Annotated in this window: 13 protein-coding genes, 1 tRNA gene and 1 riboswitch; of the genes, 7 read left to right on the forward strand and 7 right to left on the reverse strand. The window is 70.6% G+C overall.

The annotated features are described in order from the left end of the window. Positions 1 to 204: 204 nt before the first annotated feature. The gene (locus ACIOHC_RS28905) at positions 205 to 861 is read right to left on the reverse strand and encodes a hypothetical protein (RefSeq protein WP_401844566.1); all 657 of its coding nucleotides are present in this window, start codon (positions 859 to 861) and stop codon (positions 205 to 207) included. Between the two features lie 157 nt (positions 862 to 1,018). After that, a complete protein-coding gene (locus tag ACIOHC_RS28910; RefSeq protein WP_401844567.1) occupies positions 1,019 to 1,897 on the reverse strand; it encodes a hypothetical protein in 879 nt (292 codons plus the stop codon). 302 nt (positions 1,898 to 2,199) lie between these two features. Here ACIOHC_RS28910 and ACIOHC_RS28915 point away from each other — a divergent pair, with 302 nt between their 5' ends. After that, positions 2,200 to 3,642 (forward strand): penicillin-binding transpeptidase domain-containing protein, encoded by a 1,443-nt coding sequence (locus ACIOHC_RS28915; RefSeq protein ID WP_401844591.1) that lies wholly within the window; start codon positions 2,200 to 2,202, stop codon positions 3,640 to 3,642. A gap of 60 nt (positions 3,643 to 3,702) precedes the next feature. Here ACIOHC_RS28915 and ACIOHC_RS28920 read toward each other — a convergent pair whose 3' ends face one another. Next, complete coding sequence (locus ACIOHC_RS28920; RefSeq protein WP_401844568.1) at positions 3,703 to 5,091, reverse strand: FAD-binding oxidoreductase; 1,389 nt, start codon at positions 5,089 to 5,091, stop codon at positions 3,703 to 3,705. A gap of 230 nt (positions 5,092 to 5,321) precedes the next feature. After that, positions 5,322 to 5,732, reverse strand: coding sequence for an SHOCT domain-containing protein (locus ACIOHC_RS28925; protein WP_365693751.1), 411 nt, complete (start codon positions 5,730 to 5,732; stop codon positions 5,322 to 5,324). A gap of 296 nt (positions 5,733 to 6,028) precedes the next feature. Between ACIOHC_RS28925 and ACIOHC_RS28930 the strand changes: the two genes are divergently transcribed. From ACIOHC_RS28930 to ACIOHC_RS28955, 6 genes are all read left to right on the forward strand, one after another. Continuing rightward, positions 6,029 to 6,226, forward strand: coding sequence for a hypothetical protein (locus ACIOHC_RS28930; protein ID WP_351076913.1), 198 nt, complete (start codon positions 6,029 to 6,031; stop codon positions 6,224 to 6,226). A gap of 54 nt (positions 6,227 to 6,280) precedes the next feature. Beyond that, the gene (locus ACIOHC_RS28935; RefSeq protein ID WP_351076916.1) at positions 6,281 to 7,480 is read left to right on the forward strand and encodes an SPFH domain-containing protein; all 1,200 of its coding nucleotides are present in this window, start codon (positions 6,281 to 6,283) and stop codon (positions 7,478 to 7,480) included. 90 nt (positions 7,481 to 7,570) lie between these two features. Beyond that, positions 7,571 to 7,644 (forward strand) — tRNA-Met (locus ACIOHC_RS28940). Positions 7,645 to 7,902: 258 nt separating this feature from the next. Then, positions 7,903 to 9,063: a PP2C family protein-serine/threonine phosphatase gene (locus tag ACIOHC_RS28945; protein ID WP_401844570.1), complete on the forward strand. Its 1,161-nt coding sequence runs from the start codon at positions 7,903 to 7,905 to the stop codon at positions 9,061 to 9,063. 279 nt (positions 9,064 to 9,342) lie between these two features. Beyond that, positions 9,343 to 9,495, forward strand: a riboswitch (cyclic di-AMP (ydaO/yuaA leader). 266 nt (positions 9,496 to 9,761) lie between these two features. Next, positions 9,762 to 10,808: a M23 family metallopeptidase gene (locus ACIOHC_RS28950; protein ID WP_351076948.1), complete on the forward strand. Its 1,047-nt coding sequence runs from the start codon at positions 9,762 to 9,764 to the stop codon at positions 10,806 to 10,808. 165 nt (positions 10,809 to 10,973) lie between these two features. After that, the gene (locus ACIOHC_RS28955; RefSeq protein WP_351076921.1) at positions 10,974 to 11,918 is read left to right on the forward strand and encodes an aldo/keto reductase; all 945 of its coding nucleotides are present in this window, start codon (positions 10,974 to 10,976) and stop codon (positions 11,916 to 11,918) included. A 157-nt stretch (positions 11,919 to 12,075) separates the two neighbouring features. Here the strand turns inward: ACIOHC_RS28955 and ACIOHC_RS28960 are convergent, their stop codons facing one another. The 3 genes from ACIOHC_RS28960 to lhgO form a co-directional block, all read right to left on the reverse strand. Next, positions 12,076 to 13,776 carry a PrsW family intramembrane metalloprotease gene (locus tag ACIOHC_RS28960; protein WP_351076923.1) on the reverse strand — a complete coding sequence of 567 codons (1,701 nt, stop codon included), beginning with the start codon at positions 13,774 to 13,776 and terminating at the stop codon, positions 12,076 to 12,078. 153 nt (positions 13,777 to 13,929) lie between these two features. Continuing rightward, on the reverse strand, positions 13,930 to 14,874 hold the full coding sequence (trmB, locus tag ACIOHC_RS28965; RefSeq protein ID WP_401844572.1) for a tRNA (guanosine(46)-N7)-methyltransferase TrmB: 945 nt from the start codon (positions 14,872 to 14,874) through the stop codon (positions 13,930 to 13,932). Further along, on the reverse strand, positions 14,867 to 16,123 hold the full coding sequence (gene lhgO, locus ACIOHC_RS28970; protein ID WP_401844573.1) for an L-2-hydroxyglutarate oxidase: 1,257 nt from the start codon (positions 16,121 to 16,123) through the stop codon (positions 14,867 to 14,869). Before lhgO ends, trmB begins: the two co-directional genes overlap by 8 nt. Positions 16,124 to 16,163: the final 40 nt, after the last annotated feature.

The following is a 16,163-nucleotide window of genomic DNA, read 5'->3' on the forward strand; positions in this document are numbered from 1 at the left end:
CATGCTGTCCCGCAGGGTCGTGATGTCCGGGGTTCGTGCCGTACGGGCCCGGCGCGTGCGGGGAAACGCGAGGGTCGGCCACATGGGGTGGGCCATTCTTCATCGGGCATGCCGGACGTGTGGTCAGCATGAATGATCTGGGCACGGATTACGGGACAGCCCTTGGGTTTGGTGGTCCGGCTGGTGGTGGCCGACGGGCGCGCCTCAGAGCCACTCGTCAAACACGTACGCGATGGCCTGCCTGGCGAGCTCTTCTTCGATCAGTCGCTGCCGGGTATCGCTCGGTGCGGGTAGGGGTGCTGCGGTGGGGATGAGCTTCACCCAGAAGATGGGGCTGCCTCCTGGCAGCGAGGCAATTCCACCGAATCGCAGGTCCCCGGCAAACCAGATCAGCCCTCGTCCGTCCGTCAGGCCGATCCATACTTCGTCCGGCATGGCCGGGGCGAGGAGTTGCCGGGCCGCACCTCCTTGAGGGTCGAGCAGCAGCAGCCGCTTGGCCTCCCCCCCGGCGATGGCTTCCACGCGGCATGGCCATGCCTGCCAAGGGCTTGCCAGGACGCCCGACACCGTTTGGTTCAGGTCGGCTGCTGCATTTCTTTTCGACCCGACGATGATCCCGTTGAGGCTTCCTGCGAGAAGGGTTATGAACATGCCGAAGAAGAATGGTTCCCATGACTGTGCGATAAAGCAGACAATGAATGAAGCGGCAATGGTGAAGCCGACGACGTTTTCAGTTGACGGGGAGTTGCGTGATCTCAGCTCGGCTGCCTCGCGTTGTTTCTCCATCTCTGGTCGCAAAGTCGCTGTCAGATCGACGGCGAGGCGTGACGTCACCTGGTATCCGAACTCTTCCGCCAGCACAGCGCCCCCCTGTGACAGTCCACGACCTGTGCAGCCATTGAACCGCCAAGTCCCTTGCTGGCGGCAGGGGTTGAATCGGTCAGGGGAAGGTTGGGCGCAGCGGTGAGGCCGCGCCCTCGGGGGATTTGGGGAGGGCCGGGCGGTGAGCGCGGTGTCCCTACGACAGCTGGGCGTGGTGCTCGCCGGGTGGGGCGGCCCTCCTGCGCTCCCGCAGATGGGCGTGGGCCATGAGGCCGAGGAGGGTCACCAGGAGTACCGCCGAGGAACCCGGAGTGCCGAGGTCCAGGCCGCCCCTGGCGGTCGGCTTGGTGAGGAAGTCGCCGGCTGTGGCCCCCAGGGGGCGGGTGAGGACGAAGGCGATCCAGAACAGGGCGACATCGGGGACGGCCGGCACCCGCGTCAGGACGGCGAGTACGGCCAGGAGCGCTGTGACGAGCAGGGCGCCGCCGGCGTAGCCGAGGCCGGAGCTGTCGGAGAGGAAGTCGCCCATGGAGGTGCCCAGGGTGTTCGACACCAGGATGGCGGACCAGAAGAGGGCCTCGCCGCGGAAGGTGACGATGTCGCGGATGGCGAAGGTCTGCCCGGTGAGTTTCCAGGCGATGAAGACGGCGATCAGCAGGGAGACGAGAATCGCGGCGCCCGCGGGGTATCCCAGGCCCAGGCCCTGGGGGCCCCGTCCCAGCGAGGTCGTGCCCGCCGTGAGGTATTCGGCGCCCGCGTCGCGGTTCATGAAGTCCGACATGGTGGTGCCGGCCATGCTCGTGGACAGGATGACGGTCCAGTAGAAGAACGGGTTGTAGCGCTTGGACCGCAGCTGCACCACCAGCGTCACCACGAAGACCAGGAACAACGCGATCGTGGTGAGGAAGTAGCCCAGTCGCAGCGTCTGGGAGAAGAGATCGCCGGCCGTCTCGCCGAGGGTGGTGGCGGCGATCTTCATGATCCAGAAGGCCAGGGTGACCTCGGGGAGTTTCTTCATCACATGCGGGCGCTCACGGGTGGCATCCACCGCGGTGAGGAATTCCGGCTGTCCCAAAGCGCACTCCTGGTCGACCGTCCGGCACTGCACCGCTCGGGCGGTGGGCGGCCGGTTGTTGTATGGCGGCGGTGAGCGGCCTCGGGTGCTCTGCTCGCACTCCGGACGCACCTGTGCGTCGCCATCTCGACGTGCGTTCGCGCCTTCGCGCCTCCGCGTCCACGTAACGTAGACGGTCTACACCGACGTAGACGGAACGACACCCCCTGAACGACACCCCCTGTGGGTGCCACGCCGCTCACGGGGGCGGGCGTTTCGGCCCGGTCGACCGGTGCTCTCTCTAGGCTGAGGCAGTGATTATCATGTCCTCGCCAAGCAGCCGCCTTGCCGCCCGCGCCGCCCTTCTCGCCCTGCTCGTCGTTCCTGTCTGGGGCTGCTCGGCCGGGACGGAACCCGGTCCTCCGGGGGGATCCGGCGGAGAGAAGCCCTCGCCGTCGTCGACGACGGGTGCGGGGCGCGAAGGGCTGGGCGACATCTTCGTCGGCGGACGGGCCGTCACCGGGTCGAGGCCGTCCGGGAACGCGAAGGTCCCGTATCGGCGCACATACGTGGACGGTGAGCTGTACTCGGCCGTCACGGGGTACCGGTCCATGGCGTTCTCGCACATGGGCCTGGAGGGGGTGTACGACGGTGTGCTGACGGGCCGTCCGGGTGGCGGGAAGTCAGGCGTCGGCGATGTGATGACCACGATCGATCCGGATGTGCAGAGGGCGGCCGGTGACGGGCTGCGCGGCCACAAGGGTGCCGCTGTCGCCATGGACGCCGAGAACGGGCACCTTCTGGCTCTGGTGAGTACGCCCTCGTACGATCCGTCGTCGTTCGCAGGCAACACCACGGCGGACGCCGAGGCGTGGCAGCGGCTGACGGGTGATCAGGGCAAGCCGTTGCTCAACCGGGCACTTCGCGAGGCCGTGGCACCGGACGAGACGTTCGAGGTCGTCGTGGCGGCCGCCGCCCTTGAGCGGGGCGTGTACACGTCGGTGGACGAGAGCACCCGCAGCCCGCTCCCGTACGCCCTGCCCGGGAGCGGCACGGAGTTGCCGAGCGACCCCGCCCGTTGCCGGAATGCCTCCATCCGGAATGCTCTGCGGTACTCGTGCCGCAATGTCTTCATGGCCATGGCCGTCGAGGTGGGGCAGCCCCGTCTCGTGTCGACGGCGAAGGCCTTCGGCTTCAACGACGACGCGCTGCTCGTCCCCGTACGGGTGGGGAGGAGCGACTGTCCCGAGGGGGACGTGAGCGCGAGGGATGCGGCGCTCATCGGCACCGGGCGAGGGGGTGTGACCGCCACGCCGGTCCAGATGGCCAGGGTCATGGCCGTGATCGCCAACGGCGGGAAGCGCGTCGATCCCCAACTGGTCTCGAAGGTGGTCCATGCCGACGGGCGTGTGGAGAAGCCGCGGCGTGCCGCCGGCGCACATGCCGACCGGGTCATCGGGCGGAGGACGGCCGAGCAGTTGCAGTCGGCCCTGAAGACATCGGCATCCGGTCCGGTGGACGAGCGTGGTGGTGCGCCGGGCGCGATGATCGGCGGCAGGACCGGATGGGTTCCGCCCGCGCGTTCGTACGGGGACGTATCGAGCGCCTGGTTCATTTCGTACGCCCGCTCGGGGCAGGGAAGGCTGGTCGCGTTCGCCGTTCATGTCGGAGATTCCGCCGACCGGGTCGACGGGGCCGATGGTGCGCGACCGGCTGTCCGCGTCGCGGAGAGGATGAGCGGGGCTGCGGCGGCCACGCGAGGCTGACGGCTGTGCCCGATGGGCGGCCCCCGGTACCCGGTACGCGGGCCGGGGAAGGCGGGCGCGTCAGGTCGCCGGCGCGATGTTCTGGTTGGCGTGGAAGAAGTTGTACGGGTCGTAGGTGCGCTTGACGGCCGCCAGGCGGTCGTAGTGGTCGCGGTAGGTGGCGCGCACCCGGTCCGGGGCCTCGCCCGCGCCGATGAAGTTCACGTACGTACCGCCCATCGAGTGGGGGTGGAGCTCCTCCCAGTAGTCCACGCACCACTGCCTGAGCGTCTCGGCGTTGTCCGGGTCCGGGTCGATGCCCGCGATGACGCCGGACCAGACCGCGTCGCGGTAGGCCCAGGCCGTGTCGTCGGGTCCCGGCCGGTGCGCGGCGCCGTCCACCGGGTAGAGGTGCGTGGTCGACAGGCCGGTGGGGAGGTTCTCGGTGTACTTGGCGTGGACGGCGATGGCGTCGTCGGTGATGCGGTCGAAGAAGTTGCCGCGCCAGTACCACTGCAGGCCTGGGGGGAGCAGCTCGTCGAACATGGACTGCAGGGCGGGGTAGGGCATCGGCGTCATGAAGTGGAATGCGGGCGGTCCGGGGTCGGCCACGGGCCTCAGGGTGGCTTCGAGGAGGTCGGGGGCGCCCGTCCAGCACCACACGACACCGCACATCTTCTGGCCGTGGATCTCCTCGGGGAAGGGCGGACCGGGCGGCACGGTGAGCGCGGCGAAGAAGCCGCTCAGCTCCTCGGTGGCCCCGGGCAGGAAGTCGCGGTACCAGCGCAGTACGTCGGGGGTCCGGTCGACCGGCCAGAGAGTGATGGCGACGCCCACGGTGTCCACCGGGTGCATCCGGAACGTGAAGGAGGTGACGATGCCGAAGTTCCCGCCCCCGCCGCGCAGCGCCCAGAACAGGTCGGGATGGGAGGTGGGGCTCGCCGTCACCGCGGTGCCGTCGGCCAGGACCACGTCCGCGGTCAGCAGGTTGTCGGCCGTCAGCCCGTATCTGCGGGTGAGATGGCCGTGGCCACCGCCCAGCGTGAGACCGGCGATTCCGGTCGTCGACAGGATTCCGGTGGGGGTGGCCAGGCCGAAGGCGTGGGCGGCGTGGTCGAGGTCGCCGAGCGTGGCGCCGCCGCCGACCATGGCCCTGCGCGTGCCGGGGTCGATGTGCGCCCAGCGCATGGGTGACAGGTCGATGGTGACCCCGTCGTCCACCAGGCACAGGCCGGCGCCGCTGTGTCCGCCGCCGCGGACCGCGACCACGAGACCCTCGTCCCGGACGAAATCGACCGCGGCCATGACGTCCGCCGCGTCGCCGCATCGCACCACGGCCGCCGGACGTCTGTCGATCATCGCGTTGTAGATCGTGCGGGCCGTCCGGTACTCCGGGTCCCGCGGAGCGATGACGGGTCCGCGCAGCGCGGCCCGCATCGCGTCCAGGGTGTCGAGCGCGGTGCCGTTCATGGTCCGGCCATCTCCCTGCTCACCTGGATGCGGACCGCTGCCCCGCCCGATCCCCGTCGGGCCGTCGAGGTGCGCGCCGCACGTGCACCGGGTGCCCCGGCACCCCGGGACCGGGGCGGGAGCGGCCGCCGTGGGCTGATGCCTCAAGCCTCCCCGCGGTCCGGGGGCCGTGCCAGTTCGCCGGACCGGGAGGAGCGAGACATGTGCGTCAGGGACGGGGCGGCAGGCTCTCAGACGAGGAGCTTCGTCTTCGCCCGCTGGTATTCCTCGTCCGTGATGGCGCCCCGGTCCTTGAGCTCGGCGAGTCTCGCCAGGTCGTCGACGTGCCTGCTCTCCTTGGGGGCGTGCGCCTCGGTGGCGCCGGCGGCCTCCCGTACGTACGCCTTGAAGGCCGCCTCCCGGTCCTGCGCCTCCTTGACGTCCCGCTTCCCCATGGATTTGCCGCGCACGATCACGTACACCAGGACGCCCAGATACGGCAGCAGCAGGGCCACGACCAGCCAGCCCGCCTTGCCCCAGCCGCCGAGGTCGTCGCTGCGGAAGATGTCGGCGATGACCTTGAAGAGCAGGAACAGCCACATGATCCAGAGGAAGAACCAGAGCATGGTCCAGAAGAGGTTGAGCAGGGGGTAGTTGTCCACGGTCGGCTCCCCTATCACCGCGAGTCATCGCGTCGACTGACTGAAAGATAAATCAGTCATATCACCCCATATTCACCCTCGCTCGTTGGTGTTCGAGACCCTCCTCGGGCGGCAGGCGCGGAGTACCGTGGAAACGTCGAGGGAGGCTCCGGCCTCCAGGAGGCGGGGTCGCCTCGTGGTCATGAAGCGGCGTGAACGGCGTGAGCAGCGACGCGGAGAGCGGCGCGAGCGGCGGCGCGGGCAGGCGCACGCAGGGACGCTCGCGAGGGCGCATGCACAGGGCGGATGAGTCCGCCTTGAGCCCGGTCGGGGCGATCGGCCGCGTCACCGTGCCGATCCCGCCCGACGGTCCGGGCGAAGTGCTGGTGGCCGTACGGGGCGGGTCGGAGGCCTACACCGCATGGTCGACGACGTCGATCGACAGGGACGTGCGCGTCGTTGTCGTCGACTCGGTCTCGGCGCGCGGGGTGATCGTGGAACGCCTGCCGCCCTGAGCCGGAGCAAGGGCGCACCCACGTCGAGCAGTCACATACGGCAGGAGTCTTCCGATGTTCTTCTGGCATGTTCCCGCCCCCAACGAGGCGATGCTCATATCCGGTTCCAAGGGGCAGACCCTGGACACCCAGTTCCGGATCGTCACCGGCCACGGCAGTTTCGTGCTCCCGGTCAAACAGAAGGCGCGCATGCTCTCCCTGGCGCTGCGCGAGGCGGAGATCACCGAGGACTGCGTGACCCAGCAGGGCATCCGCCTCAACGTCCGGGCCGTCGCGGTCTTCAAGGTCGGCGACGACGCCGTGTCCATCGCCAACGCGGCACGCCGATTCCTGACGGAGCAGGAGCAGATGGAGGAGCTCGTCGGCCGGATCTTCGCCGGACACCTGCGCTCCATCGTCGGCGGACTGACCGTGGAACAGATCATCCGCGAGCGCAACCGGGTCTCGCAGGAGGTCATCGCGGGCAGTCACGGCGAGATGGAGAAGCTCGGCATCGTGGTGGACGCGCTCCAGATCCAGGAGATCGACGACGCCACCGGCTACATCAACAATCTCGCCGCCCCGCACGCCGCCGCGGTCGCCAGCCAGGCCCGGATCGCCGAGGCCAAGGCCGACCAGGAAGCCAGTCAGCGCGAGCAGCAGGCCGCCGCGCTCAAGGCGGAGTACGAACGTGACACCGCGATCAAGCGGGCGGGCTTCCACGCCGAGACCGAGCAGTACAACGCCCGCGCCGCGCAGGCCGGACCGCTCGCCCAGGCCCAGGCCTCGCACGAGGTCATCGAGGAGCAGACCGCGCTGGCCGAGCGGCAGGCCGCGCTCGCCGCGCAACGGCTCGAAGCGGAGGTCCGACGTCCGGCGGACGCCGAGGCGTACCGTCAGCGCACCCTCGCCGAGGCGGCCCGGGACCGGGTGAAGTTCGAGGCCGACGGCAACGCGTACACCGAACGGACCATCGCCCAGGCCCAGGCCGACGCCAACAGTGTGCGCGCCACCTCGCTGCGCGACGGCAACCAGGAGCTCATCGCGGCCAACCGCATCGTGGAGAACCTGCCGGCGCTGGCCGACGCGGCGGCGCGCGGCATGTCGGGGGCCGACCTCACCGTCCTCAACGGCACCAGCGGTGTCAATGAGATGGCCGCGGGCGTGGTCGGCCAGGGACTGGCGATCCTCCATGCGCTGCAGCGCGGCGCGAGTCCGATGAAGTCACCGGCGGTCGACGGGAAGGCCACTCCCCGTATCACCGAGACGAACTGATCCTTGGGGCCGCGCCGAAGGGGCGGGACGCGGGAGATTCGCCGAGTGGTCATGAGCGCGCCGGACATGCCGTAGAGTTGTATTCACCGACGCGGGGTGGAGCAGCTCGGTAGCTCGCTGGGCTCATAACCCAGAGGTCGCAGGTTCAAATCCTGTCCCCGCTACTGATGATTCGGGCCCGGCACGCTGCATGCGTGCCGGGTCCGAATCATTTCCCCCTGTTGCCGCCGGTCCCTGGGTACCGGTGACCGGTCGTCGGCCCTTCGGCCCTGTGAAGGGGCAGGACGGGCTGTGTGTGAGCCGGGCCACGTGCGTACCCCCATTGGCCGATGAGGAGTCGCCGCGCGCCCTTGGTCCGGTGAGCCTGGGGGTGGGGCGCGGCACCGTCCGCAGCCGAGCGCGTACCGGGCAGGAGACCACAGGTGTGGAAGCGGCTGAAGCGGCGCGGCAGACATGCCAGGGACGGTGTCCGTACCAGGCGGTTCGTCCGCGCGCTGCCCGCCCTGATGATCATCGGTGGGCTGGTGTTCGACTTCCTCACCCCGCCGACCTTCACCGCCATTCCGCTGTTCGTGGCCGCGCCGCTGATCGCCGCGCCGTTCTTCTCGCTGTCCAGCACCATCCTCACGGCCGTCGCCTCGATCCTGGCCATCATCACGCTGCGGCTGCACAGCAACACGTTGCCGCGAGCCGTGCCGTTGATCGAGCTGCTCACCCTGGTCACCGTGTCGGTCCTCGCGGTCGTCATCAACGGGGTCGTGCGGCGCAGCAACGAGCAATTGGCCTCCGCGCGGGTGATCGCGGAGACCGCCATGCGGGCCGTGCTGCCCAAACCGTCCGACCGGATCGGCGGGCTGCATGTGGCGGCGCGGTACGTGGCGGCGCAGGCGGACGAGTTCGTCGGCGGCGACCTGTTCGCCGTGGCGGACACCCCGCACGGGGTGCGGCTGGTGGTCGGGGACGTACGGGGGAAGGGGCTCGACGCCGTGGAGTCGGTGGCGGTGATCATCGGCGCGTTCCGGGAGGCGGCCGAGCAGGAGCGTTCGCTGGAGGGCGTGGCGCAGCGGCTGGAGCGGGCGCTGGCGCGAGAGGGGACGGGGCGGGGCGGGCTGGACGCGGTCGAGGGCTTCACCACCGCCGTACTGGCCGAGATCCCGTCCGGGCTGTCGCGGGTGCGGATCGTCAACCGCGGCCATCCCGAGCCGATCCTGCTGCATCCGGACGGGGCGCTGGACGTTCTGGGGCCATCGGTGCCCGCGCTGCCGCTCGGGATGGATCTGGGGGTGTGGCCCGACCGGGCGGACGAATGGGATCTGCCGGCGGGGACGACCCTGCTCCTCTACACCGATGGCCTCTCCGAAGCGCGGAACGTCGACGGGGTCTTCTACGATCCGGCGGCGCGGCTGCGCGGGCGGATCTTTCCGGGACCCGAGGAACTGCTGTCCGCCCTGACCGACGACGTGCGGCGGCACACGGGCGGCGAGACGACCGACGACATGGCACTGCTCGCGGTCGTACGTCCCGCGGAGGGGCAGCCGCACCGGCGCAGGACGGTGAAGATCGTGGGACTGGACACGATGTGACGGGTGGGGCGGGTGCGTGGTGCGGACCGGGCGGAGCCCGGGGCGCGGCATGCCACCGTCCGTAACCGAAGCGCACCGCTCCGCATAACATTTGACGCAACGTCAGAATCCGGGTAATGGCTGAGGGGCGCTCAACTCATCCGATTCCACCCGGTTATGTCACGTAAAGTCCAGGCCAAGACCGGAACGATCAGTGGGAACAGCTTGGAATCGGGCCCGGGTGTCTATTAACGTTCGATAACGCAGCGCGGTCGTCCCAGCCGTCGTCAGTGGCGGCACCGTGCGCGAGCGCCGAATTCCGCAAGGGAACCGGGGAACCACCTACATGGGGTGAATCGGACACCTGTGTCTCGTGAGAGGCAGAGGCGCCCGTAGGAGACCTTCCTGCTCCGAACCCGTCAGCTAACCCGGTAGGCGAGAAGGAAGGAAAGGAGTGCGCCCAAGTGGCGTCCAACAAGCCTGCCCCCGAGGCCCCCGCGCGGTTCACCTCCGACTTCGCCCCGGGTGCCGACTTCGGCTCCGGTTCTGACTACGGCCTCGGGTACGGCCCCGGTTTCGCTTCCGACGCCGGTTACGCAACCGCCGGGACGGGAACGGCGTTCGGCGCCAGCTACGGCACCGAGCCGGGAACGGCGTTCGGCACCGGCTACGGCACCGAGCCGGGCAGCGACTTCACCGGTGAGTTCGGGTCCGGTGAGTTGCACGGGCCCGGCGACTCGGCAGAGCTCCGCAGGGGATTTCGCGCCGACGGCGGCGGTGAGCCCGAACGAAGCCGGGAGGAGTGGAACCCCACCGAGGAGTCCGTCCGCCCCGTGCGCGGCAAGCACCGCGTCGCCAAGCAGCGCAACGGACTTGCCCGTAGCTCCACCGTGCTCGGGGTCGGCGTCATCGCGGCGGTCGGCGCGGGCGGCATGGCCACCGCGCAGAGCAAGCCGGCGGTCTCCATCTCGCTTCCCGATTCCATCGCGGACAACCTGCCCGACGCCAAGTCCCTTCCCGGCGTGGGTTCCCTGTTCTCCGGCGAGTCCGAAGCCGACAAGGCCGAGGCCGTCGCCGCGTCCGCTCCGCTCACCACCGCCGGCATCACCACCGCCGAGGCCCAGCGGGGCACGACGGACGCGGGCGAGGCGCTCCGTGCCCGTATCCTCCAGCAGGCCGAGCAGCAGCAGGACGCCGCCGACGCCGAGGCCAGGGCCGCCGAGGAGAAGGCGGCTGCGGAGAAGGCCGCCGCCGAGGCCAAGAAGCAGCAGGACGCGGCCGAGGCCAAGGTCGCCGCCGAGAAGAAGAAGGCGGCGGAAGAGGCCAAGAAGAAGGCGGAGGCCCTGCGGCTCGCCAAGCTCGCCGCGAGCTACGCCATCCCGACCACCTCGTACACGATCACCTCGACCTTCGGCGAGGCCGGCTCGATGTGGTCCTCCGGCTACCACACCGGCCTCGACTTCGCGGCGCCGACGGGTACCCCGATCAAGGCCATACACAGCGGCACGATCAAGTCGGCCGGCTGGTCCGGTTCATACGGCTACCGCACGGTGCTGGAGCTCGAAGACGGTACGGAGCTGTGGTTCTGCCACCAGTCCTCGATCGGTGTCAGTGTCGGCCAGAAGGTCACGACCGGTGACACCATCGGCCGGGTCGGCGCGACCGGCAACGTCACGGGCCCGCACCTCCATCTGGAGGTCCACACCCCGGCCGGTACGGGCATCGACCCGATGGCCTGGCTGCGCGGCAAGGGCCTCAACCCCTGATCGGCCGGCCGCCTCGCGGCCCACATGACCCGAGCCGGTTCGCCGGCCGCTGAACCCCGGCAGCCCTGACGCTCCCCCCGACGTCAGGGCTGCCGGTCGGATACGGGCCTGCCCGAAGGGCCGGCTGCCGGAATAGCGGACCCGCCGGTATCCGTTGATCCACACATGACTTCTCTTCGTAAGCTGGGCCCTTCCGATCTTCAGGTCTTCCCGCTCGCCCTCGGCGGCAACGTCTTCGGCTGGACGGCCGACGAGGCGCAGTCGTTCGCCGTGCTGGACGCCTACGCCGCGGCGGGCGGCAACTTCATCGACACCGCCGACGCATACTCGGCCTGGATCCCGGGCAATGAGGGCGGCGAGTCGGAGACCGTCATCGGGAAGTGGCTCGCGGCACGCGCCAACCGGTCGGAGATCGTCGTCGCGACGAAGGTCGGCGCCCATCCCTCGTACAAGGGGCTCGCCGCCACGAACATCAAGGCCGCGGCGGAGGAGTCGCTCCGTCGGCTCGGCACCGACCACATCGACCTCTACTACACGCACTTCGACGACGAGACCGTCCCGGTCGAGGAGATCATCAGCGCCCTCGACGAGCTGGTGAAGGAGGGCAAGGTCCGGGAGATCGCCGCCTCCAACATCAGCCCCGAGCGGCTCCAGGCGTCCCTGGACTTCTCGGAGCGCGAGGGGCTGGCCCGTTACGTGGCCCTGCAGCCGCACTACAACCTGGTCTCCCGCGACACGTACGAGGGCGAACTCCAGGAGACGGCCGCTCGGGCCGGGCTCGCCGCCGTCCCGTACTTCGCCCTGGCCTCCGGGTTCCTCACCGGCAAGTACCGTCCGGGTGCCTCGGTGGAGAGCGCTCGGGCCGAGAAGGCGGGGCAGTACCTGGAGTCGGAGCGAGGACAGAAGGTCCTGGCCGCGCTCGACAAGGTCGCCCAGGAGCACGACGCGGAGATCGCGACCGTCGCGCTGGCGTGGCTCGCGTCCCGGCCGACCGTCGTCGCGCCGATCGCCTCGGCCCGCACCGTCGAACAGCTGCCCGCCCTGGTGGCCGTCGCCGACCTCCGGCTGACCGAACAGGACCTGGCGGAACTCACCGAGGCATCCGCCTGACACGGTCGTCCAGGGGCATGGTCGCCCGCTCACGCCCCGGGAGCACAGCGCTGCCGGGGCGTTCGCGCGTGCGGGACGGTTCAGCGCCCGGCCGCGGTCGGCCCCGTCCACCGCCCTCCTCGCCCGGCGGACGAACGCTTCGGAGCCGAGCGTGGCCCTACTGGCTCCGCCGCGGCGGCTGGTGCGGGGCCAGATAGGGGTTGTAGCCGGGGCCGCCGTACGGCGTGTGCGGCGGCGGGAACGAGTGAGCGTACGGGCCCGGTGCCGGCCGGGGGAGGCGCAGGCGGCCCGTCGCCTGCGCCGCGTACGTCAGGGCGGGGGCGGCCACGTCCCTGCGCTGCCAGAGATGGTGCAGCAGCTCCAGCTCGCGTTCGGCGAAGTCCGCACCCGCGGTCCCGCGGCGGGCCTGCCTGCGCAGTGAGGCCAGTGACGTCGCGAACGACTCGTACTCGGCGACGGTGCGGGCGGCAGCCTTGCCGTGGGCCTTGGCCTGCGCCTTGGTACGAGCCCCGGCCTGGGCCGACGATCCGCTCGCCGGAGCACGCCCCGTCCCGTACCCGTACCCGTACCCGGGTCCCGTCCCGAACCCCGGCGCGTACCCCTGCCCGTGTCCCGGTGCGTATCCCGCTCCGTACACCGACGTGTGTGCCTGCGGGTGTCCCGGCCCCGGTCCGTGCCCCGGGCCCGGTCCGTAGGCCGGCGACGTCGGCGATGGCGGCGCGTGTGCCGGTCCGTACGGGCTCGTCCAGTTTCCCCGGGCCGCGAGGGAGTGTCGTCGGCGTGCCGCGTCGCGTGCCATGCCTCGGGCCCGCATCGAGGAGAGGGCGAGCGGCTCGGCGGGCGTCAGCCAGCCGGCCGCCGCATAGGCCGGCAGCTCGGCGGAGAGCGTACGGAGCTCCCGTTGGCGCGACCAGATCGCCAGCCAGGTCACCAGGCCGAAGGCCGGGACCATGAACACGCCGTACACGGCATAGAAGCCGTACGGTCCGACGGTCGCCGATCCGTTCCACAAGGCATGCATGCCCATGGCGAGAACGAGGCCCGACAGCGGCAGAGCGATGCGGCGGATCCGACGCCGCCGCGCACTGGCCGCGGCGAGCCCGAAGCCTATTCCGGTCAGCACCGTGAAGAGCGGATGCGCGAACGGCGACATCACGGCCCGTACGAAGAACGTCGCGGCCGTCACCGAGACGACGCCCGAGGTGCCGATCTGCTGGTCCTCGCCGAAGGCGTTGCCCAGGTAGAGGATGTTCTCGGTGAAGGCGAAGCCGCTCGCGGTGAAGCCGGCGACGACCACGCCGTCGACGATCCCGTTGAACTCCCGCTTCCGGAACAGGAAGATCAGCAGCACGGCCGCGGCCTTGGCGCTCTCCTCGACGACCGGCGCTATGACCGTGGCACCGAGGGTGTCGGCGTGCGACGGGTCGGCGGTGGCCGTGGCTATCCAGTGGGTCGCGAACGAATTCGCGAGGATCGCGACCAGGGCGGCCGCGAACGCACCCCAGGCGAAGGCGAACAAGAGATTCCGCCAGGGTGCCGGCTCGACCCGGTCCAGCCAGCGGAACGCCGCCATCAGGAGCGGGACGGGCAGCACGGCGAGGCCCAGACCGACGAGAAACCCCTCCGTGCCTGTCTGGTCACGGACCAGGGCCAGGATCGCCAGGCCGCACAGCGCCAGCACCGTGAACACGGCCACGATGCGGAAGGTCCTGCTGCGCCACACCATGCCGACGCGGCGGGGCCGGTAACGCCAGTGCCTGCGCTCCGGCACGGCAGCCAGGATCTCGCCGACGCGCTGCTCCTCGAGCAGAGGGACGGCCGGCTGTGACTGCCGCTGCTGGACAGACCCGTCGGACACCACCTGATGACCCTAACGAGCAGCACTGACACCTGGCCATGGGGCGCCGTGTCGATCGGCCCCCGCCCGGAGGCCGGTGCCACCACCTGTGGACGCCACCGGACGCCGGTGCCACCACCGGTGAACGACGCCGGTGAACGACAGCGGTGGACGTCAGCGGCGGGCGAAGAGCAGGTCGTGCACGACATGGCCCTTGTCGAGGCCCTGCCCCTCGAACCGGGTCAGCGGCCGGAACGCCGGTCGCGGCGCGTAGCCGCCGTCCGCCTGGGTGTTCTCGAAGAGGGGGTGCGCGGTCAGCACCTCCAGCATCTGCTCGGCGTACGGCTCCCAGTCGGTCGCACAGTGGATCACGGCGCCGGTCTTCAGCCGCTGGGCCGCCAGGTCGAGGAACTCCGGCTGGATCAGCCGTCGTTTGTGATGGCGCTTCTTGGGCCACGGGTCGGGGAAATACACCCGCAGCCCGTCCAACGAGTCGGGCTTCAGCATCTCGCGCAGCAGGATGATCGCGTCACCGTTCGCGACCCGGATGTTGGTCAGGCCGTTCCGGTCCGCGAGGCCGAGCAGATTGCCCTGGCCGGGGGTGTGCACGTCGACGGCGAGAATGCCCGTGCCCGGGTCGTCGGCCGCCATTTGTGCAGTGGCCTCACCCATCCCGAAACCGATCTCCAGCACGGCCGGGAGTCCGTCGAACAGCTCGGGCAGATCGAGGACGCGCTGCCCGTCGATGTCCAGGCCCCACTTCGGCCAGAGCCGCAGCAGGGCGTCCTCCTGGCCGGGCGTGACGCGGCTGCGGCGTGGCTGGAAGCTGCGGATCCGGCGCTCGTGGTGCGATCCGGCGGGGTCGATGGCCGGTCCGCCGGGGAAGCGCGGTTCCTGGCGCAGCCTGCGCTGCCGCTCGAAGGAGGCGGCGCGCAGACCGTCCGGAATCCCTGCCGCGGGGGAGGCGGCGGGCTGAACCGGGGAAGCGGTGCCCGGCTCGGCCGAGGCGCTGCTCGCTCCGGCCGCGGCCTCGCCGGGCTTCGGGGCGGAAGGATGCGCGGACGGGCTCGCGGAGAGGCTCGCCGAGTGGTTCGCGGAGGGATTCAAGGACTCAGACACAATGCCCCGATTCTACGGCGGGCGGCCTCCATCCCGTCCCCTGCGCCCGGAGCAGCGCCCTGCGTGCCACCTCCCGCCCGATGGGCAGGGAGGCCGTCGCGGCGGGCGACGGGGCGTTCAGCACGTGAACGGTGTGCGGGGCCTCGCGGATCAGGAAGTCGTCGACCAGGGTGCCGTCCCGCAGTACGGCCTGCGCCCTGACCCCGGCCGGGGCGGGCCGCAGATCGGCCGCCGTGACCTCGGGCAGCAGTCGCTGCACGGCCGTCGTGAACGCACGCTTCGACAGCGAACGGCGCACCTCGCCCGCCCCGTACCGCCAGTGTCTGCGCGCGATCTGCCAGGTGCCGGGCCAGGTCAGGGTGTCCGCCAGCTCACGGGGGCGCACGACGGGCCAGTCGTATCCCTCACGGGCCAGCGCCGGCACCGCGTTCGGCCCGACGTGGACACCGCCGTCGTGGCCGCGGGTCAGATGCACGCCGAGGAACGGGAACGCCGGATCGGGTACCGGGTAGACCAGGCCGCGCACCAACTCCGGCCGCGCCAGCTCGTAGTACTCCCCGCGGAAGGGAACGATCCGTACGCCCGGATCGTCGCCCGCGAGCCGCGCCACCCGGTCGCAGTGCAGCCCCGCGCAGTTGACCAGCACCCGGGCCCGCACCACCGGACCGTCCGCCGTACGCACCGCCACACCCCAGGGACGCCGGTCGATCGCGGTGACCTCCGCCCCGTAACGGATCACGCCGCCCGCCGCGTTCACCTCGGCGGCGAACCGCGCCGCGACCGCCGCGAAGTCGCACACCCCGGTCGTCCCGGCGCGGATCGCGGCGATCCCGTGGACCTGCGGCTCGTACTGCGCGATCTGGGCGGGCCCCAGCTCGCGCACCGGCAGCCCGTGCTGTCGGCCGCGCTGGACCAGCGCGTGCAGCCGGGGGAGCTCGGACCGCTCGGTCGCGACGATCAGTTTGCCGGTCACCGCGTGCGCGATGCCGTGCTCGGCGCAGAAGTCGACCATTTCGGCGGCGCCACGCACCGCGTAGCGGGCCTTGAGCGAGCCGGGGCGGTAGTAGATGCCGCTGTGGATCACTCCGCTGTTGTGCCCGGTCTGGTGACGGGCGGGGCCCCATTCCTTCTCCAGTACCGTCACCCGGGTGCCCGGAGCGGTGCGCGTGATCGCGTAAGCCGTCGACAGGCCGACGATTCCGCCGCCGATCACCAGCACATCGCAGTCGTACGCCGCGCGCGTCATCATCACGCCACCTCCCACCCCGATAGTGCACTGACCCACTGAC

The sequence above is a fragment of the Streptomyces sp. NPDC088252 genome (genome assembly GCF_044740965.1).
Taxonomy (GTDB): Bacteria; Actinomycetota; Actinomycetes; order Streptomycetales; family Streptomycetaceae; genus Streptomyces.